This is a genomic window from Serratia sp. JUb9, assembly GCF_014298095.1.
GTDB lineage: Bacteria > Pseudomonadota > Gammaproteobacteria > Enterobacterales > Enterobacteriaceae > Serratia_B > Serratia_B rhizosphaerae.
Map to the genome: position 1 here is coordinate 4529827 of NZ_CP060416.1, position 25376 is coordinate 4555202.

The following is a 25376-nucleotide window of genomic DNA, read 5'->3' on the forward strand; positions in this document are numbered from 1 at the left end:
CTCCCCCGCCGTTTATCAATACGCCAGAAGCTGCCCCAAATCAAAACCTGCTGCGTATGACTTCACTAAAATTGTCCCCCCGTTAAACAGCGCCGCTGCCGTATTACGCACGGCGACAACCGTCACAGCGCCCCGCCGCTGGACCAGGATCACTGTATGGAGCTGCTTTGTCCCGCCGGAAATTTACCGGCGCTGAAGGCCGCGATCGATAACAGCGCCGACGCCGTTTATATCGGTCTGAAGGACGACACCAACGCGCGCCACTTCGCCGGGCTGAACTTCAGCGAAAAGAAACTGCAGGAAGCGGTGGAGTATGTGCATCGCCACGGCCGTAAGCTGCATATCGCCATCAACACCTTCGCCCACCCCGACGGCTACGCCCGCTGGCAGCGCGCGGTGGATATGGCGGCGCAGCTGGGCGCCGATGCGCTGATTCTGGCGGATCTGGCGATGCTGGAGTACGCCGCCGAACGTTACCCGCATATCGAGCGCCACGTCTCCGTGCAGGCCTCCGCCACCAATGAAGAGGCGATTCGCTTCTATCAGCGTCACTTTGCCGTGCACCGCGTGGTGCTGCCGCGCGTGCTATCGATGCATCAGGTGAAACAGCTGGCGCGCACCAGCCCGGTGCCGCTGGAGGTGTTCGCCTTCGGCAGTCTGTGCATCATGGCGGAAGGCCGCTGCTATCTCTCTTCTTACCTGACCGGCGAATCCCCCAATACCGTCGGCGCCTGCTCGCCGGCGCGTTTCGTCCGCTGGCAGCAGACGCCGCAGGGCATGGAATCACGCCTGAACGACGTGCTGATTGACCGCTATCAGGAAGGCGAAAACGCCGGCTACCCGACGCTATGCAAAGGCCGCTATCTGGTTGACGATGTGCGCTACCACGCGCTGGAAGAGCCCACCAGCCTGAACACGCTGGCGCTGCTGCCGGAGCTGCTGGCCGCCAATATCGCTTCGGTAAAAATTGAGGGCCGCCAGCGCAGCCCGGCCTATGTCAGCCAGGTGGCGCGCGTCTGGCGCCAGGCAATCGACCGCTGCATCGCCGACCCCGCCGGCTACCAGCCCGACGCCGGCTGGATGGCGGCGCTCGGCGCAATGTCTGAAGGCACCCAGACCACGCTCGGCGCCTATCACCGTAAATGGCAATAGCAGGAGGCTGCATGAAATACGCATTGGGGCCGGTGCTCTACTACTGGCCGAAAACCGAGACCGAAAGCTTTTACCAGCAGGCGAAGCACAGCAGCGCCGATATAATTTATCTCGGCGAGAGCGTCTGCACCAAGCGGCGCGAGATGAAAGTCGGCGACTGGCTGGCGCTGGCCAAGACGGTGGCGCAGTCCGGCAAGCAGGTGGTGCTCTCCACGCTGGCGCTGCTGCAGGCCCCCTCCGAGTTAAACGAGCTGAAGCGCTATGTGGAGAACGGCGAATTTCTGATTGAGGCCAACGATCTCGGCACGGTGAATATGGCGGCGGAACGCGGCCTGCCGTTTGTCGCCGGCCATGCGCTGAACTGCTATAACGCCTATACCCTGCGGCTGCTGCACAAGCAGGGCATGACGCGCTGGTGCATGCCGGTGGAGCTGTCCCGCGACTGGCTGGGTAAGGTGCTGGAGCAGTGCGGCGAGCTGGGTTTCCGCCGCAGTTTTGAGGTGGAAGTGCTGGGCTACGGTCACCTGCCGCTGGCCTACTCCGCCCGCTGCTTTACCGCCCGTTCGGAAAACCGCGGCAAGGACGAGTGCGAAACCTGCTGCATCAAATACCCGCAGGGGCGCGCCATGCGCTCACAGGAAGACCAGCAGGTGTTCGTACTCAACGGCATTCAGACGATGAGTGGTTACTGCTACAACCTGGGCAATGAGCTGAGCGGCATGCAGGAGCTGGTCGATATCGTGCGGCTATCGCCGCAGGGCGTGGAGACGTTGACGATGCTCGAGCAGTTCCGCGCCAATGAAAACGCTCAGCAACCGCTGGCGCTGGCCGGCAGCAGCGACTGTAACGGCTACTGGCGACGCGTCGCCGGGTTGGAGCTGGTGCGGTAAATACTTCGACCTTAGCGACTCTAACGTCAGCACCCATGGTCGCCAATCCCGGTGCCTGCAAATTCGGGTGTTGGCCTTTAGCGCGCATCACGGGCTGCCGAACAAGGAACCGGAGCCAGGGGCAATCGGCCAGGGATGGCTGATTGAGGCGGCACAGGCAGGGATGCCTGTAGAGCCGACCCGCCCGGCGATGGTGACGCCATGAGGGCACCCGCACAGCGGGCAGAACGTGCCTAAGCGCGGGCGCGGGTGCAGGGGCCGCGCCCTCGGCCCCTGCAATTGCCGTTCACAGAAGTAACAGAGGAATACAGTTCGTTTGCGGCAATTCCAATTACGCAGAGCTTACAGAAACAACTACCTGTACGGCAGTTCACGTTAAATAAACAACGGAAAAAAGGGGCCAGCCGCTACGCCCGCCGCTTACGAAACAGGCTGCGCAGCGCCACGCTGTTGTGCACCAGACCCACCCCGATACCAATCACGGTATACACCGCGCCAAGCAACAGCAGCATCAGCACGTCGTTCCCCACTTCATTCAGCGACATCCCCATCTGGTTCACCCCGGCGATCGCCTTGGTGGCCCAGGTGGAAGGAATGCAGTAGGAAATGGCGCGCACCCAGCCCGGCATCGCCTGCAGCGGCCAGATGGTGCCGGAAAGGTAGAAAATCGGCGTGGTGATAAACGCCAGCGTCAGGTAAATCATCTCCACGCTGCGCAGGCACTCGGTCACCAGCTTCCCTAACCCCAACACCGCCAGCAGGAACGGGAAGGTCAGCAACAGCACTTCCGCAATGTTCGCCGTCTGCCGGTAGCCCAGCACCCACGGCCACAGCACAAACAATACGATCGACAAAAACAGCCAGATCGGCAGCAACGCCGACAGACCGCCGAGATACACCGGGATCGACGGTTTGCCGCTCGGCGCGCTTTTCAGCGCAATGCTGACGCGCACGCTGGCGATCAGCAACGAGTGCTGCAGCAGCATGACCAGCAAGCCGGGGAAGACGATTGCCGCAAAGCTGATGCCAGGGTTAAACACGTCCAGCGTCTGCCCCTGAATCGGCGTCAGGATAATCTGCGCCTGCCGCTCGCTAAAGCCGCTGCGCAGCAGCAGCGACGTGTTGTACTGATTAAGCAGCTGCTGATAAGCGGTCACCACGTCCTGCTGGATCTGCCCGTTAGCCAGCCGGTTGGTGGCGTCGCCGTACACCGGTACCACAATGTTCTCACCGTGCAGGATCTTCTTCTCCAGATCCACCGGCATAATGATCACCGCAAACAGCTCGCGCCAGCCCAGATCGCGCTGCGCCTGATCCAGACTGTCGTAGGTTTTGATAGCGATTTTCGAGGTGGCGTCCAGCTGACGGATCAGCTCGCGGCTGGCGCTGCTGTGATCCTGATCGATCACCCCCACCGGCAGATCCCACACCGAACGGTTGGCATACACCAGGCTCATTACGCACAGCGACAGGATCAACATCAGCCACATCGGCCGTTCCAGCATGCCGATCAGCACCCGGCTAAAGGTTTGCCAGTAACTCTTCATAGCGCTCCCTCGTCCTTAGCCAGCCGCTTCGGCAGCCGGTTGCGCACCAAAAATGCGGTCACCAGCGGATAGACCAACAGCAGCGCGCAGACGCCGAAAATCGCCCGCGCCGGCACCTGACGCAGAAAAACGTCAAACATCGCGTACAACGCGTGCGTCAACGGTTCGATATTGGAAATAATCCGCGCCGGCAGCGGCATCGACAGCTCCGGCACCGCCATGCCGGAATAGGTCATCGCGATACTGACCAGAATACCGATCAGGCTGTAGGCGGTAATCGCGCTGCCGGTAAAGGTAAACAGCAGCAGGCCGATGCTCTGCGCCGCCGCCACGTAGAAAAAGCCGATCAGCAGCATAAACAGCGGGTTACCACTGACGCGTGCGTCAAAAATACCCACCAGTGCGGCAATCTCAATCATCAGCAGCGTGGTAAAGCTGATGGTGTACGGCGCCAGTTTGCCCAACAGCGCCAGGCTGAACGGTCGTGCGCTCAGCAGCGACTTGCTGCGCGCCATCACGTAGATCATGCAGGTAACGACAAACAACTGCAGCAGGTGAATGGTCGCGGCGAACTGCTGGTAATAAATATAACTGCCGCTGGCGTTAAACAGACTGCCGTAGTTAAGCGTCACATCCGCCAGCGGCGGCAGCGTTTTCCCCATGCTGGCGGCGATAATCGAACGGTAACTGCCGTTGGTTTCCGTTATCAGGCCGCTGAAATCCTGGGTGGAGTAAAGCCCGGCGCCGTAGAACAGGGCGTTGTAATACAGCACGATGCTCGGCTGCTTGCCCGCCAGGGCATTCGCCTCAAGATCGGGCGGCACATACAGCAGCGCATAGTCCTGCGCGCTGCGCAGCCGGCGCAGCGACTCACTCAACCCGCCGTCATGAGCCTCCACGTGAGCATGAGAGCCGGCGTCCAGTTTACGGACCAGCGATTTTGACAGCGGGCTGTGGTCGTTATCCACCACCGAAACCGGCAGGTTCAGCAACGTTCCCTCCGAGAAGTTGCTGCTGATAAGGCCAAACAGGATCAGCGGGAACAGCCAGCCCAGCCAGTGGATCACCGGGCTGCGGAAAGCAACCCGGCATTCCCGGCTAAACGCGTGGCTGAAGCAGCGCCATCCGGCCCTTACTCTTTCCATTGCCATAAGCTGCTCATCCCTGGGCGCAGGCCTTCAATCGGCTGGGCCGGGTACAGGCGGACTTCAAAGGTTTTCAGGTCGAAATCGCCGGTGGCGCGCGTAGCACGCTTGGTGGCGTAGTCCCCCAGCGGGGCGATATAACGCACTTCGGCATCGATGACTTTATCTTTCAGCGCCGGTACGCGCAGCTTCACTTTATCGCCTTTGCGTATATTGGCCAGAATGTCTTCACGCAGGTTAAACACAAAGTAGGCATCCGGCAGGCGGATCAGCGTCACCAACGGGCTGGAAGCGTTCAGCAGCTCACCGACTTCGGCGGGAATCGGCCCCACTTCGCCGTCGACCGGCGCCTTCACCTGCAGGTCATCAGCCTGCGCCTGCACTTCTAGCAGGTTTTCTTCCGCTGCACGCAGCGCCGCGGCATATTGCTGACGCAGCTCGATACGGTCGCCGTTGATGCCTTCATCCAGCTTGGCCTTCGCATCCTGTACCTGTTGGTAGGCGGTGTCGCGCGAACGGCGCGAACTGTCCAGCTCAGACTTGGAGATATAGCCTTTGGCCGCCACGCTGCGGTTACGATCGTAATCATGCTGCGCGTTGCGCAGTTCGGCCTGCGCCTGTGCCAGACTGGCGCGCAGGCTGCGGATATTCTCTTCACGCGTGCCGTGCAGCGACTGGTCGAGCTGCGCCTTGGCCTCATCGCGCGTTGCCTGTGCCGAACGCAGCTGCGCCAACAGCTCCGGGCTGTCCAGTGTAATCATCACCTGGCCGGCCTTCACGTCGTCGCCGCGTTCAATCAGGCGTTCCACCACCCGTCCCTTGGCTTTCGACGCCACGATCACTTCCGGCGCGTCCACCTCTCCCTGCAGTAATAAGTCCTGATTATGCGAGCGGAATAATACCGCCATCGCAATCGCGATCACCACCAGCAGCAGGGTAAATAAGGTCTTTTTATTCATGCATCAAGCTCCCTGAACGTAAGCGGCAAGCGAAAATGTGACGATCCATACAACGTAGGTCTCTCCCCAAAGGCCATATCTGCGGTAAGGATATCACAAGCACATATATCCTCTTTTATAACCGCAATTTGCATTATGCTTTTAACGTGAAATTGCAGATCCCTGCACTCGCCCTTTAAGCGATGAAACTTGCAACAATGGACGAATGATATGACACAAAACGCATCAGTTCCGCTTTCGGTACTGGATCTTTCCCCGATTCCTCAGGGAGCAAAAGCGCGCGACGCGTTTCACTGCTCTTTAGATTTAGCACAACATGCTGAAAAGTGGGGGTTCCAGCGCTATTGGTTGGCGGAACATCACAATATGACCGGTATCGGCAGCGCGGCGACCTCGGTGCTGCTCGGCTATCTGGCCGCCGGCACCGACACCATTCGGCTGGGCTCCGGCGGCGTGATGCTGCCCAACCATGCGCCGCTGGTGATCGCCGAACAGTTCGGCACGCTGGAGTCGCTGTACCCTGGCCGTATCGATTTGGGGCTGGGCCGCGCGCCGGGCACCGACCAACGCACCATGATGGCGCTGCGCCGCCACCTGTCCGGCGAGGTGGATAACTTCCCACGCGACGTGCAGGAGCTGCAGCACTACTTTGCCGAGGTACAGCCCGGGCAACCGGTGCAGGCGGTGCCGGGCCAGGGGCTGCACGTGCCGATCTGGCTGCTGGGTTCCAGCCTGTACAGCGCCCAGCTGTCCGCCAAGCTTGGCCTGCCGTTCGCCTTCGCCTCCCACTTCGCGCCGGATATGCTGTTCCAGGCGCTGCGCTTGTACCGGGAAAACTATCAGCCTTCCGAACGCTGGCCGCAGCCGCATGCGATGGTATGCGTCAACGTCATTGCCGCCGACAGCGAGCGCGACGCGCGCTTCCTGTTCAGCTCCATGCAGCAGCAGTTTATCAACCTGCGCCGCGGCGAGCCGGGGCCGCTGCCGCCGCCGGTAGACAATATTCACGCGCTGTGGAGCGCCGGCGAGCAGTATGGCGTCGAGCAGGCGCTGAGAATGTCGATCGTCGGCGATGAAAATAACGTGCGTGAAGGCCTGCAGGCGCTGCTGCGCGAAACCGAGGCCGACGAGATTATGGTTAACGGGCAGATCTTCGACCATCAGGCACGACTGCGCTCGTTTGAGATCGTCGCGCAGGTGAAGGATGCGTTAACGCGCGGCTAAACGCCGCGCACTGCGGCGGGGGAGCCTTCCCCCGCCCTCGTTTCAGGTGCGGGACGGCTGTCCGGCCGCCAGCCGCCGATCGGCGCGTAGTACCAGTAGGGTGCGCAGCAGCAGCGCCAGCATCAACAGCAGCTCCAGCACCAATGCCGCCAGCAGCGCATGCAGATAGTCACCCGGCGACGCATGCAGCACCTGCACCAATACCGTCCCTAGCAAAATAGGCCCCAGCCCCAGCGACGTTTGTTGCACCGTCGCCAACAGGGCGCTGCCGGAGCCGGCATGCTCGACCGGCACATCAGCCAGGCCAATACGGAAGAAACCGCTGACGATCAGCGCCTGACCGGCACCGATCAGCAGCGTTGCCGGGATTAAATTGACGATGTCCGGCTGCGGCCATACCAGCAGCATAGTCAGCATCAGCGCCAACAGCCCGCCGATCTGGATCAGGCAGCCAAACAGCAGCGTGCGCACCTTGCCGAAATGCTCAATCACCGTGCTGCTCAGCAGCGAGGAAATAAAATATGCCACCCCGAGCGCAATAAACGCATTACCCGACTGGAATGCATTCAGCTTCGCCCCCGCCTGCAGCGTCAGCGCCATCACAAACATAAAGCCGCTCCAGCAGGAGAAGAACAGAATGGCGATGGTCAGCCCGAATCTGACGCTCGCCAGCCGCAGCAGCGCCGGCGGCAGCAGCGGGAAGTTATTGCGCCGTTCCTGGCGCCGTTCCACACGCCACAGCTGCAGCAACAGCGGCCCGCTGAGGGCCAGCAGCACCAGACACGGCCACGGCCAGTGCCACACCGGCCCCAACGCCAGCGGAAACAGCAGGCAAACGATGGTCAGCACCAGCAGCAAGGTGCCCGGCCAGTCGATATTGACCCGCCGTTGCGCGCGCGTGTCCGGCACCCAACGATGGGCGCAGACCAGCACCAGCACGCACAGCGGAATATTGATCAAAAAGACGCTGCGCCAGCCGTAACCGGCGATATCCAGCGAAATCAGCAGCCCGCCCAGCACCTGGCCGATAATAAACGCCAGCCCGCCGATGCCGCCGTAAAGTGCCATCGCCCGGGCGTGTTCGCGCCCGCGCAGGCAAACGTGAATGGTCGCCATGATCTGCGGCACGATCATCGCCGCGCCGACCCCCTGCAGCGTACGCGCCACCAGCAGCAGCCAGACCGAGTTCGCCAGCCCGCACATCAGCGAGGCCAGGGCGAACAGCCGCACGCCCCATAAAAACAGGCGGCGACGCCCCAGGTTATCCCCCATCCGGCCGCCCATCGCCAGACAAACGGCAAACGCCACGCCGTAAACCGCGACAATCAACTCCAGCTGCGTCGGCGTGGCGTGCAGCGACTGCGCCATCGCATCCAGCCCGACGTTAACGATGGAAAAGTCGATCATCGGCAACAGTTGCCCCGCCAGTAAAATTATCAACCCCGCACGGCCCAGAACGGCCGCGGATGATGGTGTGCTCATCGTGTCCTACCCTTGTATCAAACCAGGAATGTGACTAGCATCACCATTAAATTAAACGGGTACCAGTTCTTGATTATCATGGTATAAAAACTACCGGTCTTATTGCGGAGGGAAACTATTTATGTCTGAAATTACATCCCCAACCGACGCTGGACAGGCGGATAACCGCAAGCAGCTGGGCGCATTTCTGCGCGCGCGCCGTGAAAGTCTCGACCCGAACCGGCTTGGCCTGCCGCGCATGCGCCAGCGCCGTACGCCCGGCCTGCGCCGGGAAGAAGTGGCGCAGTTGGCCGACGTCGGCATTACCTGGTACACCTGGCTGGAGCAGGGTCGGGCGATTCAGGCCTCGACGAAAACCCTGAGCGCCATCGCCCACGCGCTGCAGTGCAATGAGGCGGAAACCCATCATCTGTTCAGGCTGGCCGGTCAAAGCCTGCCGGCCAGCGCCCAGCACGGCGGCTGTGAAAAACTGTCGCCTTACGGACAACGCCTGCTGGATCAGCTTGATCCGCTGCCGGCGATCATTTCTAACGCACGCTTTGATATTCTGGGTTTTAACCGCGCCTACTGCCTGCTGATGGGGGTCGATCTGGCGACGCTGCCGCCCGAGGACCGCAACTGCATCTATCTGGCGTTCACCCACGAGCAGTGGCGCGCCAGCCAGCTGGACTGGGACGATATCATGCCGAAAATGGTGGCGCTGTTCCGCGCGCAAATGGCGGAACACCTGGGCGACCCGGTCTGGGAACGGCAGTTGGCGCGCTATCTGTCGGTCTCGGAGGATTTTCGCGCGCTGTGGGAACGCCACGAGGTGCGCAGCATCGATAATAACGTCAAGCGCTTCCTCCACCCGCAGGTCGGGGAAATGAGCCTGCGGCAGAATAACTGGTGGTCAGCCCCGCGCAACGGCGACCGGATGCTGGTGTATATACCGGCGGATGAACAGAGTGAGCGCCGCCTGCAACAGCTGAGCGGCGGCGCGGAGTAACGGCGGGCGGTGGCCCGCACGGTTAACGTTGGATCAGGTAGCGGATGGTCGGCCCGTCCTGCTGGATATCCAGCACTTTGTAGCCGTGATTACGCGCGTCGAGCGGGATGTTATTGATCGACTGCGGGCAATCGCTGATCACCTCCAGGATTTCGCCGGCCTTCAGCTGCGGCATCGCCTCCAGCGTCGCTACCGCCGGATAAGGACAGGGCTCACCCAGCATGTCCAGGCGGTAATCCGGCACTATCGTTTGTTGCGTCATCACATACTCCTCGCATCAACCCGCTCCGCCCGCGCTTTGGCGCGGAAAAAGCGTTTTTCCCACCACAGCATGGCGACCAACGCCAGCGCCAGCAGCAGATAAGTCACCAGCAACCCGCCCGTCGGGCCGAAGACCTCCAGCAGGTTGATCTTGTCATAGTCGGTGGCCAGCGACGGCGCCAGCGCATCCCAGTAGTAGGCCAGCAGCGTCGCGCCAATGATATTGCCGAGCCCGACCCACCAGTAGTGCACCTGCCCTTCCACCGCGCGGTACATCCAGCCGGTTTCACAGCCGCCGGCCAGCACAATGCCAAAGCCAAACAGCAGACCGCCAATCAGCGCGTTCGGCCCGGCCCACATGATTTTGGGCGCGACGCCCAGCTGCACATAGCTGAAGATGCCGATCGCGCTGACCGCCATGCCTAAAATAATCGCCCGCGCCATATGGGTGCGGCCGGTAATCCACAGGTCGCGAAACGCCGAGGTGAAGCAAATCTGCGCCCGCTCTATCAACAGACCGAAGGCAATGCCGAACAGCATGGCGATGCCCAGCTTCGGCGCATCAAACAGCGTCCACAGCGACCAGGCGCTCATCAGCAGGAAGACCAGCATCCCCAGACGAAAACGGCGGCGCGCCTGTTGCGGCAGCTGGGTCAGCGGCGCGGCGGCCTGCACCTTCTGCAGTTTTATCGGCACGCGGAACAGCGGCAACAGGGTGAATTTGGCGCCAAAGTAAGAGCCGGCGGCGGTCGCCAGCGCAAACAGCCAGGCGTGCAGCGAAAACTGCGGGATGCCGGTAAAAAATGCCGCCAGGTTGCAGCCCATTGCCAGACGCGCGCCAAAGCCGGCGATAATGCCGCCCAGCAGCGCCTGAACGATGCGGATGCGGTGCTGCGGCCGGCGCAGCTTGATATTGTTGGCCCACAGCGCGGCGGCGATACAGCCGGCAAACATGCCGATAATCATCCGGCCGTCGATACGCGTCAGCGGCGTGCCCTCCAGCCCAATCACCTTGAAGTAGGCCCACTGCTCGGGATGCAGCCCCAGCCATTGCAGGACGTGGCCGCCCCAGCGGGTAAACTCCCCGGTGACCGCCCAGAAGGTGCCGGTGAGGCCAAAGTAGTAGGTAGCCAGCAGACCGGCGGCGATCACCGCCGGCAGCGGCGCCCAGAAGCGCACCAGATAGTCAGTTTTAAATTGTTGCCAGTTCACGGCATCCCCTGTCCGTTAATTCATTAAGAAAAACCTTGTAAATGATACGCCATTTAGCACGGAAAGGCAGATTTCAGGCATAAAAAAACCAGCCCGCAGGCTGGTTTTTCAACGGATTGACGAATCCCTATTATGCGTCGCCGAAACGACGACGTGGTGCGCGCTCACGGTTAGCGTTACCGCCACGACGCTCGCCGTTGCCGGCTGCATTACCGCCTTCACGACGCTCGCCGAAAGAACGACGTGGGCCGCCTTCACGACGTTCGCCGTTAAACGGACGACGGTTGCCGCCGTCGCGACGCTCGCGACGATCGTGCGGCTGTGCATCACCCAGCAGCTGCATGTTCATCGGCTTGTTCAGAATGCGGGTGCGAGTGAAGTGATTCAGGATCTCGCCCGGCATGCCTTTTGGCAGCTCGATGGTGGAGTGGGAACCAAACAGCTTGATGTTACCGATGTAACGGCTGCTGATGTCACCTTCGTTGGCGATAGCGCCTACGATGTGACGCACTTCTACACCGTCATCACGACCCACTTCAATGCGGTACAGCTGCATTTCGCCAACGTCACGACGCTCGCGACGCGGACGGTCACCGTCACGACGATCGCCACGACGATCATCACGATCGTTGAACTCACGTGGTTTACGCGGCTTGAACACCGGATCCGGCGGCAGGATCAGCGGACGTTCACCCTGCGCCATTTTCAGCAGCGCGGCGGCCAGCGTTTCCATTTCCAGCTCTTCTTCCGGCTGCAGTTTCGCCAGCAGAGCGCGGTACATATCCAGATCGCTGCTTTCCAACTGCTGCTGTACTTTAGCCGCGAATTTCTCCAGACGGCGTTTGCCCAGCAGTTCTGCATTCGGCAGTTCAACTTCCGGGATGGTCAGCTTCATGGTGCGCTCGATGTTGCGCAGCAGGCGACGTTCGCGGTTTTCCACGAACAGCAGCGCGCGACCGGCACGACCGGCACGGCCGGTACGACCGATACGGTGAACGTAAGATTCTGCGTCCATCGGGATGTCGTAGTTTACCACCAGGCTGATACGCTCAACGTCCAGACCACGCGCCGCAACGTCGGTGGCGATCAGGATATCCAGGCGGCCGTCCTTCAGGCGCTCCAGGGTCTGCTCACGCAGCGCCTGGTTCATGTCGCCGTTCAGCGCGGCGCTGCTGTAGCCGTTACGCTCCAGCGCTTCTGCCACTTCCAGCGTCGCGTTTTTGGTGCGCACGAAGATAATCGCCGCATCAAAGTCTTCCGCTTCCAGGAAACGCACCAGCGCTTCGTTTTTACGCATGCCGTACGCCGTCCAGTAGCTCTGGCTGATGTCCGGACGGGTGGTGATGCTGGACTGGATGCGCACTTCCTGCGGCTCTTTCATAAAGCGGCGGGTGATGCGGCGAATCGCTTCCGGCATGGTGGCGGAGAACAGCGCGGTCTGATGTTCAGCCGGGATTTCCGCCATGATGGTTTCAACGTCTTCGATAAAGCCCATGCGCAGCATTTCGTCGGCTTCATCCAGCACCAGACCGCTCAGGTTAGAGAGGTTCAGGGTACCGCGCTTCAGGTGGTCCAGCAGACGGCCTGGGGTACCCACCACGATTTGTGGGCCCTGACGCAGGGCGCGCAGCTGTACGTCGTAACGTTGGCCGCCGTACAGGGCCACGACGTTTACGCCGTTCATGTGTTTGGAGAAATCGGTCATCGCTTCAGCAACCTGTACCGCCAGTTCGCGGGTTGGCGCCAGCACCAGGATTTGCGGTGCCTTCAGAGAAGCGTCGATATTGTGCAACAGCGGCAGCGAGAACGCCGCAGTCTTGCCGCTGCCGGTTTGTGCCATACCCAGCACATCGCGGCCGTTCAACAGGTGAGGAATACACTCAGCCTGAATAGGTGATGGCTTAACATAGCCCAGGTCGTTCAGAGCAGAAATGATCGGAGCAGACAGCCCCAGGTCAGCAAAAGAGGTTTCAAGCTCAGTAGTCATGTACACGTGCCTCATTAATAATGGCTGCCAGTCTACATAACTCATCGCGAAAATTTTCAGTCATTTTCATTGAAAAGTGTGAACCGGCTCAAATTAGATTATAAAACGAACAAAAAAGCCCTCACCCGTTAAGGCGATAGCGATGGCAAAACGCCATGGTCTATCCGGCAGAAAATTAGTGTTCGTCAGCTATTGCTGGTCCGATTCCGATAGGTCGTCTTGTTCTTGGCCCAAAAGCGCCAATTCCAACAATGCATAGCGGTGCTCAACAAAGTTATGAACGTTGTTAGCGACCGTCAGTTTGAACAACGCCGAAGCGGAGTTCTTGTCCCCCAGACTCAGGTAGTGTTTACCCAAATAGAAGTCAGTTTCACTGAGATGCTCAGCGAGCGAAGTGTTATCCGTTGCATCTGCCTTGAGGCGTTCCATCAGCGTGTTTTCGCTGATATCGCCCAGGTAGAATTCGACAATATTCCATCCCCATTGCCCTCTGTCCGCTTTGTCATAACGCTGCTGGAGCGCGGTGACGGCCATCTTGGGATCGATTTCTCTTTCCACCAGATACAGCCATAACGAACGGAAGGGATCGTTTGGGTCGTCTTGATAAAACGCCTGCAGATCATCCTGCGCCAACGGGAAGCGGCCGCCATAATACAGTGCGATGCCCCGGTTTAAACGCGCGTAATTGTAAGTTGGATCAAGCTCTAGTACAGAATCAAACGCTTCATAGGCAGCATCAAAATTGCCTGCCTGCGTTAAGTAAATGCCCAGGTAGTTGAAAACTTCCGGCATATCAGGACGTATCGCCAGCGCTTGTGAAAAATCATTGCGCGCCAGTGCACGTAGCCCGAGGCTATCATACAGCACACCGCGCTCATATAAAAGCTGTGCGCGTTCATCGTCCGTCAGTGCCCGGCTGGCAAGTATTTGTTCCATGCGCGCCAGGATCACTTCCTGCTGCAGCGTCGGCTGCAACGGGATCGCCAAAACTTCGTCTTTACGCCAATCATTGTTGCTGCATCCTGCCAGCATGAGCGCTGTCGCAACGTAACACCAGCGTAAGAAAAGCTTCATTTCCCACTCCCGAAGACAAACATTGGATAACGTCCTGTCCTCCGCTTGCTAAAACGCGGATATCCTACCCGCGCGTATACGGACAGCCCCCGCCCTGCGGCGGGGAACTGTCAAAACTGTGTTACAGTTTATTCTGCTTCAGGCGCAGCAGGCGCCGCCGCTTCAGAGGCAGTGGCTTCCTTGATGCTCAGGCGCACACGGCCCTGGCGATCAACTTCCAGCACCTTAACCGGCACTTCCTGGCCCATCTGCAGATAGTCGGTCACTTTCTCAACGCGCTTGTCGGCGATCTGAGAAATATGCACCAGGCCTTCTTTACCGCCGCCGATGGCCACAAAGGCGCCAAAGTCAACGATACGGGTCACTTTACCCTGGTAAATGCGGCCAACTTCGATCTCGGCGGTGATCTCTTCAATACGACGAATCGCGTATTTCGCTTTCTCACCGTCGGTCGCTGCGATTTTAACTGTACCATCATCTTCGATTTCAATGGTAGTGCCAGTCTCTTCGGTCAGCGCACGAATCACAGAGCCGCCTTTACCGATCACATCCTTAATTTTGTCCGGATTGATCTTCATGGTGTGGATACGCGGTGCGAACTGAGAGATATCGCCGCGCGGCGTGCTGATCGCCTGTTCCATCACGCCCAGAATGTGCAGACGCGCACCCTTGGCCTGGTTCAGCGCCACCTGCATGATTTCGCGGGTGATGCCTTCAATTTTAATATCCATCTGCAGCGCGGTGATGCCGTCACGGCTACCGGCCACTTTGAAGTCCATGTCGCCCAGGTGATCTTCATCGCCCAGAATGTCCGACAGTACCACAAAGTTTTCGTCTTCTTTTACCAGACCCATGGCGATACCTGCAACCGCGGCCTTGATTGGCACACCTGCATCCATCAGCGCCAGAGATGCGCCACAGACGGAAGCCATGGAAGAAGAACCGTTGGATTCAGTGATCTCGGACACCACGCGAACGGTGTACGGGAAATCTTCCGGTTTAGGCATCATAGCCAATACGCCGCGTTTCGCCAGGCGACCGTGACCAATTTCACGACGCTTAGGTGAACCGACCATGCCGGTTTCGCCCACGGAGTACGGAGGGAAGTTGTAGTGGAACAGGAAGCTGTCGGTCTTTTCGCCCATCAGCTCATCCAGGTTCTGCGCGTCGCGCGCGGTACCCAGAGTGGCGGTAACCAGAGCCTGCGTTTCACCACGGGTGAACAGCGCGGAACCGTGGGTACGCGGCAGCACGCCGGTACGCACGTCCAGACCACGGATCATGTCTTTTTCACGGCCGTCGATACGCGGCTCGCCGCGCAGTACGCGGCTACGCACCACGTTCTTCTCCAGATCGCCCAGGGCATCCTGAATGTCTGCAGCGTCCAGCGTTTCGTCTTGCTCCAGCAGCGCGGCGGTGACGTCTTCTTTGATGGCGTCAACCTGTGCGTAGCGCTCCTGCTTTTCAGTGATCTGGTAAGCATCACCCAGACGGCTTTGCGCCAGTTCGGCTACGCGCGCCTGCAGCGCTTCGTTAACCGGGGTCGGCTGCCAGTCCCACTTAGGTTTGCCGACTTCAGCAACCAGTGAGTTGATGTTGTCGATAACCACCTGCTGCTGCTCGTGGCCAAACACCACGGCGCCCAGCATCTGATCTTCACTCAGAACTTCGGCTTCGGACTCAACCATCAGCACTGCGCCAGCGGTACCGGCAACCACCAGATCCAGACGGCTCTCTTTCAGCTCGTCAACGGTCGGGTTCAGTACATACTGGTCGTTGATGTAACCCACGCGCGCTGCGCCGATTGGGCCACTGAACGGAATGCCTGACAGGCTCAGTGCCGCAGATGCGCCGATCATCGCCACGATATCCGGGTTAACCTGCGGGTTAACGGAAACCACGGTCGCAATCACCTGCACTTCGTTCAGGAAGTGATCCGGGAACAGTGGGCGGATTGGACGGTCAATCAGACGGGAAGTCAGGGTTTCGCCTTCGCTTGGACGGCCTTCACGGCGGAAGAAGCTGCCCGGGATACGGCCGGCGGCGTAGGTACGCTCCTGATAGTTCACGGTCAGCGGGAAGAAGCTCTGGCCAGGCTTGGCTTTTTTCTGGCCTACAACCGTAACGAATACGGCAGTGTCGTCCATGCTTACCATAACGGCGGCAGTCGCCTGACGCGCCATCATACCGGTCTCAATGGTGACGGTATGCTGGCCATACTGGAATTTGCGAATAGTCGGTGTCAGCAAAATTTTATCCTTAGATGTGGCGCGCAATCACCTCGACGGCTCGGCGCGCCAGTGAATCACTGACCTTCTCACTACATCCTCGCGACTAATGACAACCCTTATTCACCTGGCGGAATAAAGTCTCTCATTAGCCGCGCGAACCTCTGTAACGGAAGATCCTCGTTAGTACATTAACCTGATTTACTTATGCTTCCTAGAAGAAAGGGGCCAAAATAGGCCCCTTTCTACTGAAACTGGTTCGATTAGCGACGCAGACCCAGACGCTCGATCAGGCTGGTGTAACGTGCTACATCTTTACGCTTCAGGTAGTCCAGCAGCTTACGACGCTGAGAAACCATACGCAGCAGACCACGACGGCTGTGGTGATCTTTTTTGTGCTCGGAGAAGTGGCCTTGCAGATGGTTAATCTGCGCGGTCAGCAGGGCAACCTGAACTTCGGTAGAACCGCTGTCGTTAGTACCACGACCGAAATCAGCTACGATTTTAGCTTTAGCTTCAACACTTAGAGACATTGTAATACTCCAAATTATAGATAAAAAAATGCAGGCGCCGATCTCTAATTCAGCAGCCCGATAATTGGGCCATACCCCTCAAGCGAGAGTCATGGCCCAAGCTGCGTCATTCTACTCTTAGCGCAGAACGATCGCAAGATGAGGCGTTTTTCGCCGATTAGTCGAAATGTTCGACAACCAAACGCTTAGGCGCCACACGACCGTCGTCGGCAATCTCGCCGACGCCGATAAATTTATGCGCATCGCCTTCAGTGATACGCACCATGCCGGAAGCCGGCGCGCCGGCAGCCTGCACCGGCTGGCCCTGCTTGACATAACCCGCCACCGCCGGCAGCAAGTTCACTTCAGGGAAATCGGCGCATGGGCTGTCCATCGGCATCAGCAGCGGATCGAGCAGTTCGCCCGGCGCCACGCCTTCGGCCTGCGCCTGTTCCAGCAGCGCGTTCAGTTGTTCCAGCGTCACCATACGTTCGATCGGATATTTCGCCACCTGCAGACGACGCAGATAAATCACGTGCGCGCCACAGCCCAGCAGTTCGCCCAGATCGTCGGTAATGGTACGGATATAGGTGCCTTTGGAACAGTGAACTTCCAGCTCCAGCTCATCGCCTTCCCAGCGGATAAACTTCAGCTCGTAAACCGTAATGCTGCGCGCTTCACGCGGCACTTCAATGCCCTGACGCGCGTATTCATACAGTTTTTTGCCCTGATACTTCAACGCGGAGTACATCGACGGCACCTGCTGGATGTCGCCGCGGAAAGTCTCCAGCGCCGCATCAAGCTGCTGCTGGGTAATATTCACCGGGCGTTCCTGCACGATCTGGCCGTCTGCGTCCGAAGTATCGGTACGCTGCCCCAGGCGGGCAATCACCCGATAGCGCTTGTCGGAATCCAACAGGAACTGGGAAAACTTGGTGGCTTCCCCCAGGCAGATCGGCAGCATGCCGGTCGCCAGCGGATCGAGCGCGCCGGTATGGCCCGCGCGGTTGGCGTTATAACAACGCTTTACTTTTTGCAGCGCGTCATTGGAGGACAGGCCCTGCGGCTTATCCAGCAACAGCACGCCGTGAATATCGCGGCCGCGGCGACGAGGGCGACTCATTAAGCCTCCTCGTCATCGCCTGATGCGGAGCGGCGCTCGGCATCGTTTTTCACCACGTTGGTCACCAGGTTGGACATGCGCATACCTTCAACCAACGAGTTGTCGTACGCGAAGGTCAGTTCCGGCACCACGCGCAGGCGCATCGCCTTGCCCAGCAGCGTACGAATATAGCCGGACGCGTCTTGCAACGCCTTGACGCCCTTGTTCACCAGTTCAGGATCGTGGTTTTCCGTCAGCACGTTGAGGAAGGTGACGTAAACTTTGGCATACGCCAGGTCGCGGGAAATTTCAACGCCGGAAACGGTCGCCATGCCAACGCGCGGGTCTTTGATTTCACGCTGCAGAATGATCGCAATCTCTTTCTGCATCTCTTGCGCGACGCGCTGGCCGCGGCTGAATTCTTTTGCCATGTTATTTTCTCCAGACAAATCGGGGGGCACAAAGGCCCCCCAGAACAGATTAAGCAGATGTGCAACCGTTAATCGATGGTGCGCTGGATCTCGATGATTTCGAAGACTTCGATCATGTCGCCAACGCGCACGTCGTTGTAGTTCTTCACGCCGATACCACATTCCATACCGTTACGGACTTCGTTAACGTCATCCTTGAAGCGGCGCAGGGATTCCAGCTCGCCTTCATAGATAACCACGTTGTCGCGCAGTACGCGGATTGGGTTGTGACGCTTGATGTTGCCTTCGGTAACCATACAGCCAGCGATAGCGCCGAATTTCGGTGATTTGAACACGTCACGCACTTCGGCCAAGCCGATAATCTGCTGTTTGTATTCAGGAGCCAGCATGCCGCTCATCGCCTGCTTAACTTCGTCAATCAGGCTATAGATGACGGAGTAGTAACGCAGATCCAGGCTTTCTGCTTCAATCACGCGGCGCGCAGAAGCGTCGGCACGGACGTTGAAGCCCAGGATGATGGCGTTGGATGCCGCGGCCAGCGTGGCGTCGGTTTCGGTGATACCACCTACGCCGGAGCCGACAATCTTCACCTTCACTTCGTCGGTGGACAGCTTCAGCAACGCATCGCTGATCGCTTCGCAAGAGCCCTGTACGTCGGACTTCAGTACGATGTTCAGCTCGGAAACCTCACCGTCGGTCATGTTGGAGAACATGTTTTCCAGTTTGGATTTCTGCTGACGCGCCAGTTTGACTTCGCGGAATTTGCCCTGACGATACAGCGCCACTTCACGCGCTTTCTTCTCGTCACGCACTACGGTCGCTTCATCACCTGCCGCCGGAACGCTGGACAGACCCAGGATTTCCACCGGAATGGATGGGCCGGCCGAGGTCACTTCACGACCCAGTTCGTCGCGCATCGCACGCACACGGCCGTATTCGAAGCCGCACAGTACGATATCGCCTTTGTTCAGCGTACCTTCCTGAACCAGGACGGTCGCTACCGGGCCACGGCCTTTATCCAGGAAGGACTCGATAACCACGCCGCTCGCCATACCGGTGCGCACCGCTTTCAGTTCGAGAACTTCAGACTGCAGCAGGATAGCGTCCAGCAGCTCGTCGATGCCGGTGCCTGCTTTCGCAGAGACGTGGACGAACTGTGCTTCACCGCCCCACTCTTCTGGCATCACGCCGTACTGGGACAGTTCGTTCTTCACGCGATCCGGATCGGCTTCCGGCTTGTCAATTTTGTTGACCGCAACAACCAACGGTACCTTGGCCGCTTTCGCGTGCTGGATAGCTTCGATGGTCTGTGGCATCACGCCGTCGTCCGCTGCAACCACCAGAACCACGATATCGGTCGCCTGAGCACCGCGAGCACGCATTGAGGTAAATGCGGCGTGGCCCGGGGTATCCAGGAAGGTGATCATGCCGTTATCGGTTTCAACGTGGTAAGCACCGATGTGCTGGGTAATGCCGCCCGCTTCGCCCGATGCCACTTTAGTGGAACGGATGTAGTCCAGCAGGGAGGTTTTACCGTGGTCAACGTGACCCATGATGGTCACAACCGGCGCACGCGGTTCAGCTGCTGCTGCACCGGTATCGCGATCGCTCATCAGCGCTTCTTCCAGCTCGTTCTCACGACGCAGGATAACCTTGTGGCCCATCTCTTCGGCAACCAGCTGTGCGGTTTCCTGATCGATAACCTGGTTGATGGTCGCCATCGCGCCCAGCTTCATCATGGTTTTGATAACCTGAGAGCCTTTCACCGCCATCTTGTTGGCCAGTTCGGCCACGGTGATGGTTTCGCCGATAACGACGTCACGGTTAACCACCTGAGCCGGCTTGTTGAAGCCCTGCTGCAGGGTGCTTGGCTTACGACGGCCTTTGCCACCACGGGTAACGGCGCGTGCTTCTTCGCGATCCGCTTTGGATTCGGACAGCTTGCTGCCTTTCTTCTGTTTGGCGGATTTGCCGCCGCGGGTGCGGGTGCGGCGATCGCCTTCAACTTTGGCGTCGTTCTCATCTTCTGCGGCACGCGCATGCTGAGAGGTGGTCACGTGGTAGTCTGCAGTTTCAGACTCAGTGGATTTTTCAGCCGCTGCCCACTTCTCGCCATTTTCTTCCGCCATGCGGCGCGCTTCTTCAGCGACGCGCTTGGCTTCTTCTTCCACCTTGCGGCGCACTTCTTCTTCGGCTTTACGCTTCAGTTCTGCGGCTTCGGCTTCGCGGCGCGCTTTTTCAGCCTGAGCTGGCTTGGTCATTTCGTCGGTTTGTTGATTGGTCACTTTTTCTTTTTCCGCTGCATCACGCTTAGCTTTTTCAGCGGCCTCACGTTTGGCTTGCTCTTCGGCTGCGCGCTTCGCTTCTGCTTCGCGTTTAGCGAGCTCTTCTGCTTCGCGCCGTGCCTGCTCTTCCGCTTCACGCTGTGCCTGCTCTGCCGCTTCCGCCTGTTGGGCTTCTTGCGTATCGCGATTTACATAAGTGCGTTTCTTGCGGACCTCAATTTGCACCGATTTACTCTTACCGCCGGTGCTCGGAATATTCAAGGTGCTGCGCGTTTTACGCTGCAGCGTCAGTTTACCCGGCGCGCTGCCGTGCTCACGGTTCAGGTGCGCCAATAAGGTTTCTTTCTCTTGCTGGGTAACAGAGTCGGTTTCCGACTTGTTGATCCCTGCATCAGCAAACTGCTGTACCAGGCGATCAACCGGAGTCTGAATCTCTGCTGCCAGCGATTTTACGGTTACATCTGTCGTCATGCTGTTCCTTCCTGCTACAGTTATTACGCGTTGTCGCCAAACCAACAGATATTACGGGCGGCCATGATCAGCTCGCCGGCTTGCTCATCGTCAAGCCCTTCAATATCAGCCAGATCGTCAACACCCTGCTCGGCAAGATCTTCCAGCGTACAAACCCCACGCGCGGCCAGTTTAAAGGCCATGCTGCGCTCAAGCCCTGGCAGGTTGAGCAGGTCTTCAGCAGGCTTCTGGTCACCCAGGCTTTCTTCCTGAGCCAGTGCCAGCGTGGTCAATGCAGCTTTGGCGCGATCGCGCAACGCTTCAACCGTATCTTCATCCAGACCGTCGATTTCCAGCAGCTCATTGATTGGCACATACGCCAATTCTTCAAGCGTTGAGAAGCCTTCTTCGACCAGTACGGTGGCGAACTCTTCGTCGATATCAAGATACTTGGTGAAGGTATCAATGGCGGCATGAGCCTCGGCCTGGTGCTTGGCCTGCAGATCGTCCGCCGTCATCACGTTCAGTTCCCAGCCGCTGAGCTGAGAAGCCAAACGCACGTTTTGGCCGTTACGGCCGATCGCCTGTGCCAGATTGCTGGCTTCAACGGCAATATCCATAGTGTGCTTGTCTTCGTCCACCACGATAGAGGCAACGTCTGCCGGCGCCATGGCGTTGATCACGAACTGCGCAGGATTATCGTCCCACAGCACAATATCAATACGCTCGCCGCCCAGTTCGCTCGATACGGCCTGAACGCGAGCGCCGCGCATCCCCACGCAGGCGCCGACCGGGTCGATACGCTTGTCATTGGTTTTCACGGCAATTTTCGCACGGGAACCCGGATCGCGGGCTGCCGCTTTAATTTCAATCACTTCTTCACCGATTTCCGGCACTTCGATGCGGAACAGTTCAATCAGCATCTCTGGACGAGAACGGCTGACGAACAGCTGCGCGCCGCGCGCTTCTGGACGCACCGCATACAGTACGCCGCGGATGCGGTCGCCCGGACGGAAGTTCTCACGCGGCAGCATATCTTCACGCAGGATCACGGCTTCCGCACTGGTACCGCTGCCATCAGAGGCTTTGATATCCAGAGAAATGTTGTCGCGGTTTACTTTTTTCACCACGCCGGTGATGATTTCACCTTCGTGCCCGCGGAATGCGTCGACCACCATCGCACGTTCAGCTTCACGCACCTTCTGGACGATAACCTGCTTCGCGGTTTGGGTGGTGATGCGGTCAAAGGTGACAGATTCGATCTGATCTTCGATAAAACCGCCCAGCTCGATGCTCGGATCTTCAAACTGCGCAGCTTCCAGCGTGATTTCACGCGTAGGCTGGGTCACTTCTTCTACGGCAACCCAACGGCGGAAGGTGTCGAAGTCGCCAGTTCTGCGATCGATGCTAACGCGAACGTCGATTTCCTGCTCGTATTTTTTCTTGGTTGCGGTGGCTAATGCGGTTTCCAACGCTTCAAAAATCTTCTCACGCGGAAGGGATTTCTCATTGGAAACTGCTTCAACAACAGCCAGAATCTCTTTATTCATCCTAGTTGCCTCATCCAAACTTTAAAAGTGGGGTACCAGATTCGCTTTCTGAATATTGCTCAGCGCGAACACTTCATCTTTCCCATCCACAGTAACCGTGATCATCTCGCCATCGACGGACTTGATGATGCCCTGCCATTTGCGGCGGTTCTGTACCGCCATGCGCAGCACCATGCTGACTTCTTCACCGAGGAAACGCGTGTAGTGCTCTGCGGTGAACATCGGGCGATCAAGGCCAGGAGAGGAGACTTCCAAGTTGTAAGCGACGGTGATCGGATCTTCAACGTCCAGCACCGCGCTGACCTGGTGGCTGACATCAGCACAATCATCAACATTGATGCCGTCTTCACTATCAATATAGATGCGGAGCGTAGATTGGCGCGCACGAATAAATTCAATGCCTACAAGCTCAAAGCCCAACGCCTCTACCGGTGCCGAAAGCATCTCTGTTAATTTTTGCTCTAATGTGGACAAGCCCACCCCCAAGACATAAAAAAAGGGCTAAATAGCCCAGTGATTCTGTTGCCAAATAACAAAAAACCCCGAAAAATCGGGGCTTTATGCAACTGGACCCTGTTTGCCGCACTGCGGCTTCGGTACAACTTTCTGACAAGTGTCATTTTCAAATGTTGTTCGAGAAAAGCGGATTCAATCGAAATAGTGTATTTGAAAATAAACACTTCAAAGGAAAGTGGTTGCGGGGGCCGGATTTGAACCGACGACCTTCGGGTTATGAGCCCGACGAGCTACCAGGCTGCTCCACCCCGCGTCCGAAATCGTGGCAAATACTACGCTGATAATCGCAAAATTGCAAGTTATCTCTGGGATTTGGTACCGAGGATGGGACTCGAACCCACAAGCCCGTTAGGGCACTACCACCTCAAGGTAGCGTGTCTACCAATTCCACCACCTCGGTACTGATTCTTTTTACTGCTACGGCCGTTGATGTCTGACATCAACCACCGTTTAAAACTTTGCTGCTGCTTACTGCGGGATATCGCTGCTCGGCTTGGCTGGTGCCGCCGGCGCGGTTGTCTGCTCGGTTTTCACCGGCTGACCGAGGTTTTCCCACTCGCTGCCTTTTTTGCTCTGGTTGCTGCTCAGGTTGCCCAGAATCAGACTGATGACGAAAAACAGCGTCGCCAGCACAGCCGTCATGCGGGTCATGAAGTTACCGGAACCACTCGAACCGAACAATGTGCCAGACGCACCTGCTCCGAATGAGGCTCCCATATCAGCGCCTTTACCTTGCTGCAGCATGATCATAGCAACAAGCCCGATCGAAACCAGCAGGAAAATTACCAGAAGAGCTTCGTACATAGTCGTACCCGTATCCTTGCGGCATCACCGCGTGCCAAATGCTTCTCGCCCCATAGGCTTCTAGTCAGAAGTCGCAGACGTTATGTAAAACCGCCTACTGAAGCGGGTGTGAATACTAACCAAAGGCGCCACAGCGCGCAAGGGCAATTTACCGCCACCGGCGCGATTGCGGAAAAAAACAGCAACCCGACGCAATTTACACACCCAAACTGCACGTTTGGGCGTTAACCACCTGTTTTAACCTGCAGATTTCACCGCGTCGGCGATGCGGTTCGCCAGCTCGGTCACCTGTTTTTCGTCCTCGCCTTCCACCATCACGCGGATCAGCGGTTCCGTACCGGATTTGCGCAGCAATACGCGGCCGCGGCCGTTCAGTTCCGCCTCCACGCTTTTGGTAACGCTGACGACGGCTTCCGATTCCAGCGGATTATGTTCGCCGGCAAAGCGCACATTGACCAGCACCTGCGGCAGCAGCTGCATGCCGCTGCACAGATCGTGCAGGCTCATGCTGTTTCGCACCATGGCGGTCAGCACCTGTAAGCCGGCCACAATGCCGTCGCCAGTGGTGGTTTTATCCAGCAGGATCACATGGCCGGAGTTTTCAGCGCCGATGCGCCAGCCCAGCTCCTGCAGTTTTTCCAGCACGTAGCGGTCGCCGACTTTGGCGCGGGCAAATGGAATACCCAACTGCTTCAGCGCCAGCTCCAGCCCCATGTTGCTCATCAGCGTGCCGACCGCCCCGCCGCGCAGTTGCCCCTGGCGCAGCCCTTCACGCGCGATGATGTACAGGATCTGATCGCCGTCCACCTTGTTGCCCAAGTGATCCACCATCATCACCCGGTCACCGTCGCCGTCAAACGCCAGCCCCACATGGGCTTTCTCCGCCAGTACACGCTCTTGCAGCTGGCGAACGTCGGTCGCCCCGCATTTCTCGTTGATGTTCATACCGTCCGGCTCGCAGCCGATGGCAATCACCTTGGCACCCAGCTCGCGCAACACGCTCGGCGCGATGTGATAAGTCGCCCCGTTGGCGCAGTCAACGACGATCTTCAGGCCCTTCAGGCTTAATTCGCTTGGGAAGGTGCCCTTACAAAATTCGATATAGCGCCCGGCGGCATCAATAATACGGCTGGCTTTACCCAGTTCGGCGGACTCTACGCAGGTCAGCGGCTTTTCCATCTCCGCTTCGATCGCTTCTTCCACGTTGTCCGGCAGTTTGGCGCCGTCGATGGAGAAGAATTTGATGCCATTGTCGTAATACGGGTTATGCGATGCGGAGATCACAATGCCGGCCTCGGCGCGGAAGGTGCGCGTCAGATAGGCGACTGCCGGCGTCGGCATCGGGCCGGTAAAAGAAGCGGAAAGCCCTGCGGCTGCCAAACCGGCCTCCAGCGCCGACTCCAGCATATAGCCGGAAATGCGGGTGTCTTTGCCGATAATAATTTTGCGTGATCCATGGCGCGCCAGCACTTTACCCGCAGCCCAGCCGAGCTTAAGGACGAAATCCGGAGTAATCGGGCTGTCGCCGACCTTCCCACGAATGCCGTCGGTACCAAAATATTTACGCTCGCTCATGT

General features: G+C 58.4%; 22 protein-coding genes and 2 tRNA genes. 4 read left to right on the plus strand and 20 right to left on the minus strand.

Annotated features, from left to right (window positions below; genetic code table 11):
- Positions 1 to 156 precede the first annotated feature (156 nt).
- Entirely contained in the window at positions 157 to 1152 is a 996-nt protein-coding gene (locus HF675_RS21385) for a peptidase U32 family protein (RefSeq protein WP_187043773.1), read from the plus strand.
- An 11-nt stretch (positions 1153 to 1163) separates the two neighbouring features.
- A complete protein-coding gene (locus tag HF675_RS21390) occupies positions 1164 to 2042 on the plus strand; it encodes a U32 family peptidase (RefSeq protein ID WP_187043774.1) in 879 nt (292 codons plus the stop codon).
- Between the two features lie 407 nt (positions 2043 to 2449).
- On the opposite strand, the gene HF675_RS21395 is transcribed toward HF675_RS21390, so the two are convergent.
- From HF675_RS21395 to HF675_RS21405, 3 genes are read right to left on the minus strand one after another with little or no spacing between them, the layout of a single operon-like run.
- On the minus strand, positions 2450 to 3589 hold the full coding sequence (locus HF675_RS21395) for an ABC transporter permease (RefSeq protein ID WP_105229542.1): 1140 nt from the start codon (positions 3587 to 3589) through the stop codon (positions 2450 to 2452).
- Positions 3586 to 4740 (minus strand): ABC transporter permease, encoded by a 1155-nt coding sequence (locus HF675_RS21400; RefSeq protein WP_111737851.1) that lies wholly within the window; start codon positions 4738 to 4740, stop codon positions 3586 to 3588. Before HF675_RS21400 ends, HF675_RS21395 begins: the two co-directional genes overlap by 4 nt.
- Entirely contained in the window at positions 4722 to 5693 is a 972-nt protein-coding gene (locus HF675_RS21405; RefSeq protein ID WP_105229540.1) for an HlyD family secretion protein, read from the minus strand. The genes HF675_RS21400 and HF675_RS21405 overlap by 19 nt, the downstream gene beginning before the upstream one ends.
- Positions 5694 to 5903: 210 nt before the next feature.
- On the opposite strand from HF675_RS21405, the gene HF675_RS21410 reads away from it, so the two are divergent.
- A complete protein-coding gene (locus tag HF675_RS21410; protein WP_111737852.1) occupies positions 5904 to 6917 on the plus strand; it encodes a luciferase-like monooxygenase in 1014 nt (337 codons plus the stop codon).
- A 42-nt stretch (positions 6918 to 6959) separates the two neighbouring features.
- Here the strand turns inward: HF675_RS21410 and HF675_RS21415 are convergent, their stop codons facing one another.
- Entirely contained in the window at positions 6960 to 8399 is a 1440-nt protein-coding gene (locus tag HF675_RS21415) for an MFS transporter (RefSeq protein WP_187043775.1), read from the minus strand.
- 121 nt (positions 8400 to 8520) lie between these two features.
- On the opposite strand from HF675_RS21415, the gene HF675_RS21420 reads away from it, so the two are divergent.
- On the plus strand, positions 8521 to 9387 hold the full coding sequence (locus HF675_RS21420; RefSeq protein ID WP_187043776.1) for a helix-turn-helix transcriptional regulator: 867 nt from the start codon (positions 8521 to 8523) through the stop codon (positions 9385 to 9387).
- Positions 9388 to 9409: 22 nt separating this feature from the next.
- On the opposite strand, the gene yedF is transcribed toward HF675_RS21420, so the two are convergent.
- From yedF to glmM, 16 genes are all read right to left on the minus strand, one after another.
- Positions 9410 to 9649 (minus strand): sulfurtransferase-like selenium metabolism protein YedF, encoded by a 240-nt coding sequence (yedF, locus tag HF675_RS21425; RefSeq protein WP_105229536.1) that lies wholly within the window; start codon positions 9647 to 9649, stop codon positions 9410 to 9412.
- Complete coding sequence (gene yedE, locus HF675_RS21430; RefSeq protein ID WP_105229535.1) at positions 9649 to 10860, minus strand: selenium metabolism membrane protein YedE/FdhT; 1212 nt, start codon at positions 10858 to 10860, stop codon at positions 9649 to 9651. Before yedE ends, yedF begins: the two co-directional genes overlap by 1 nt.
- 130 nt (positions 10861 to 10990) lie before the next feature.
- Complete coding sequence (locus tag HF675_RS21435; RefSeq protein WP_105229534.1) at positions 10991 to 12847, minus strand: DEAD/DEAH family ATP-dependent RNA helicase; 1857 nt, start codon at positions 12845 to 12847, stop codon at positions 10991 to 10993.
- Positions 12837 to 12917 carry a protein YrbN gene (gene yrbN, locus HF675_RS24020; protein WP_105229533.1) on the minus strand — a complete coding sequence of 27 codons (81 nt, stop codon included), beginning with the start codon at positions 12915 to 12917 and terminating at the stop codon, positions 12837 to 12839. Before yrbN ends, HF675_RS21435 begins: the two co-directional genes overlap by 11 nt.
- Positions 12918 to 13036: 119 nt before the next feature.
- Positions 13037 to 13921, minus strand: a complete 885-nt coding sequence (gene nlpI, locus HF675_RS21445) for a lipoprotein NlpI (protein ID WP_105229532.1) — start codon at positions 13919 to 13921, stop codon at positions 13037 to 13039.
- A 128-nt stretch (positions 13922 to 14049) separates the two neighbouring features.
- Positions 14050 to 16170 carry a polyribonucleotide nucleotidyltransferase gene (pnp, locus tag HF675_RS21450; protein ID WP_105229531.1) on the minus strand — a complete coding sequence of 707 codons (2121 nt, stop codon included), beginning with the start codon at positions 16168 to 16170 and terminating at the stop codon, positions 14050 to 14052.
- 242 nt (positions 16171 to 16412) lie between these two features.
- Positions 16413 to 16682, minus strand: coding sequence for a 30S ribosomal protein S15 (gene rpsO / locus HF675_RS21455; protein WP_010279698.1), 270 nt, complete (start codon positions 16680 to 16682; stop codon positions 16413 to 16415).
- Between the two features lie 157 nt (positions 16683 to 16839).
- A complete protein-coding gene (gene truB / locus HF675_RS21460; protein WP_105229530.1) occupies positions 16840 to 17784 on the minus strand; it encodes a tRNA pseudouridine(55) synthase TruB in 945 nt (314 codons plus the stop codon).
- Positions 17784 to 18194: a 30S ribosome-binding factor RbfA gene (gene rbfA, locus HF675_RS21465; protein ID WP_105229529.1), complete on the minus strand. Its 411-nt coding sequence runs from the start codon at positions 18192 to 18194 to the stop codon at positions 17784 to 17786. Before rbfA ends, truB begins: the two co-directional genes overlap by 1 nt.
- 68 nt (positions 18195 to 18262) lie before the next feature.
- The gene (gene infB / locus HF675_RS21470; RefSeq protein WP_105229528.1) at positions 18263 to 20950 is read right to left on the minus strand and encodes a translation initiation factor IF-2; all 2688 of its coding nucleotides are present in this window, start codon (positions 20948 to 20950) and stop codon (positions 18263 to 18265) included.
- Between the two features lie 23 nt (positions 20951 to 20973).
- Positions 20974 to 22479 carry a transcription termination factor NusA gene (gene nusA, locus HF675_RS21475; RefSeq protein WP_105229527.1) on the minus strand — a complete coding sequence of 502 codons (1506 nt, stop codon included), beginning with the start codon at positions 22477 to 22479 and terminating at the stop codon, positions 20974 to 20976.
- Between the two features lie 21 nt (positions 22480 to 22500).
- Positions 22501 to 22953: a ribosome maturation factor RimP gene (gene rimP / locus HF675_RS21480; RefSeq protein ID WP_145961162.1), complete on the minus strand. Its 453-nt coding sequence runs from the start codon at positions 22951 to 22953 to the stop codon at positions 22501 to 22503.
- 218 nt (positions 22954 to 23171) lie between these two features.
- A tRNA-Met gene (locus tag HF675_RS21485) sits at positions 23172 to 23248 on the minus strand.
- 60 nt (positions 23249 to 23308) lie between these two features.
- Positions 23309 to 23395 (minus strand) — tRNA-Leu (locus tag HF675_RS21490).
- 68 nt (positions 23396 to 23463) lie between these two features.
- Complete coding sequence (gene secG, locus HF675_RS21495) at positions 23464 to 23799, minus strand: preprotein translocase subunit SecG (protein ID WP_015670611.1); 336 nt, start codon at positions 23797 to 23799, stop codon at positions 23464 to 23466.
- Positions 23800 to 24036: 237 nt separating this feature from the next.
- Entirely contained in the window at positions 24037 to 25374 is a 1338-nt protein-coding gene (gene glmM / locus HF675_RS21500; protein WP_105229525.1) for a phosphoglucosamine mutase, read from the minus strand.
- Between the last annotated feature and the right edge of the window lie 2 nt (positions 25375 to 25376).

Excerpts from the sequence above, each read along its gene's own strand:
- yedF (WP_105229536.1), bottom strand. The coding sequence starts at position 9,649 with ATGACGCAACAAACGATAGTGCCGGATTACCGCCTGGACATGCTGGGT.
- HF675_RS21395 (WP_105229542.1), bottom strand. The coding sequence starts at position 3,589 with ATGAAGAGTTACTGGCAAACCTTTAGCCGGGTGCTGATCGGCATGCTG.
- HF675_RS21415 (WP_187043775.1), bottom strand. The coding sequence starts at position 8,399 with ATGAGCACACCATCATCCGCGGCCGTTCTGGGCCGTGCGGGGTTGATA.
- HF675_RS21420 (WP_187043776.1), top strand. The coding sequence starts at position 8,521 with ATGTCTGAAATTACATCCCCAACCGACGCTGGACAGGCGGATAACCGC.
- rbfA (WP_105229529.1), bottom strand. The coding sequence starts at position 18,194 with ATGGCAAAAGAATTCAGCCGCGGCCAGCGCGTCGCGCAAGAGATGCAG.
- infB (WP_105229528.1), bottom strand. The coding sequence starts at position 20,950 with ATGACGACAGATGTAACCGTAAAATCGCTGGCAGCAGAGATTCAGACT.
- HF675_RS21410 (WP_111737852.1), top strand. The coding sequence starts at position 5,904 with ATGACACAAAACGCATCAGTTCCGCTTTCGGTACTGGATCTTTCCCCG.
- nlpI (WP_105229532.1), bottom strand. The coding sequence starts at position 13,921 with ATGAAGCTTTTCTTACGCTGGTGTTACGTTGCGACAGCGCTCATGCTG.
- glmM (WP_105229525.1), bottom strand. The coding sequence starts at position 25,374 with ATGAGCGAGCGTAAATATTTTGGTACCGACGGCATTCGTGGGAAGGTC.
- HF675_RS21385 (WP_187043773.1), top strand. The coding sequence starts at position 157 with ATGGAGCTGCTTTGTCCCGCCGGAAATTTACCGGCGCTGAAGGCCGCG.
- HF675_RS21435 (WP_105229534.1), bottom strand. The coding sequence starts at position 12,847 with ATGACTACTGAGCTTGAAACCTCTTTTGCTGACCTGGGGCTGTCTGCT.
- HF675_RS21400 (WP_111737851.1), bottom strand. The coding sequence starts at position 4,740 with ATGGCAATGGAAAGAGTAAGGGCCGGATGGCGCTGCTTCAGCCACGCG.
- nusA (WP_105229527.1), bottom strand. The coding sequence starts at position 22,479 with ATGAATAAAGAGATTCTGGCTGTTGTTGAAGCAGTTTCCAATGAGAAA.
- yrbN (WP_105229533.1), bottom strand. The coding sequence starts at position 12,917 with ATGAAAATGACTGAAAATTTTCGCGATGAGTTATGTAGACTGGCAGCC.
- rpsO (WP_010279698.1), bottom strand. The coding sequence starts at position 16,682 with ATGTCTCTAAGTGTTGAAGCTAAAGCTAAAATCGTAGCTGATTTCGGT.
- HF675_RS21390 (WP_187043774.1), top strand. The coding sequence starts at position 1,164 with ATGAAATACGCATTGGGGCCGGTGCTCTACTACTGGCCGAAAACCGAG.
- HF675_RS21405 (WP_105229540.1), bottom strand. The coding sequence starts at position 5,693 with ATGAATAAAAAGACCTTATTTACCCTGCTGCTGGTGGTGATCGCGATT.
- secG (WP_015670611.1), bottom strand. The coding sequence starts at position 23,799 with ATGTACGAAGCTCTTCTGGTAATTTTCCTGCTGGTTTCGATCGGGCTT.
- truB (WP_105229530.1), bottom strand. The coding sequence starts at position 17,784 with ATGAGTCGCCCTCGTCGCCGCGGCCGCGATATTCACGGCGTGCTGTTG.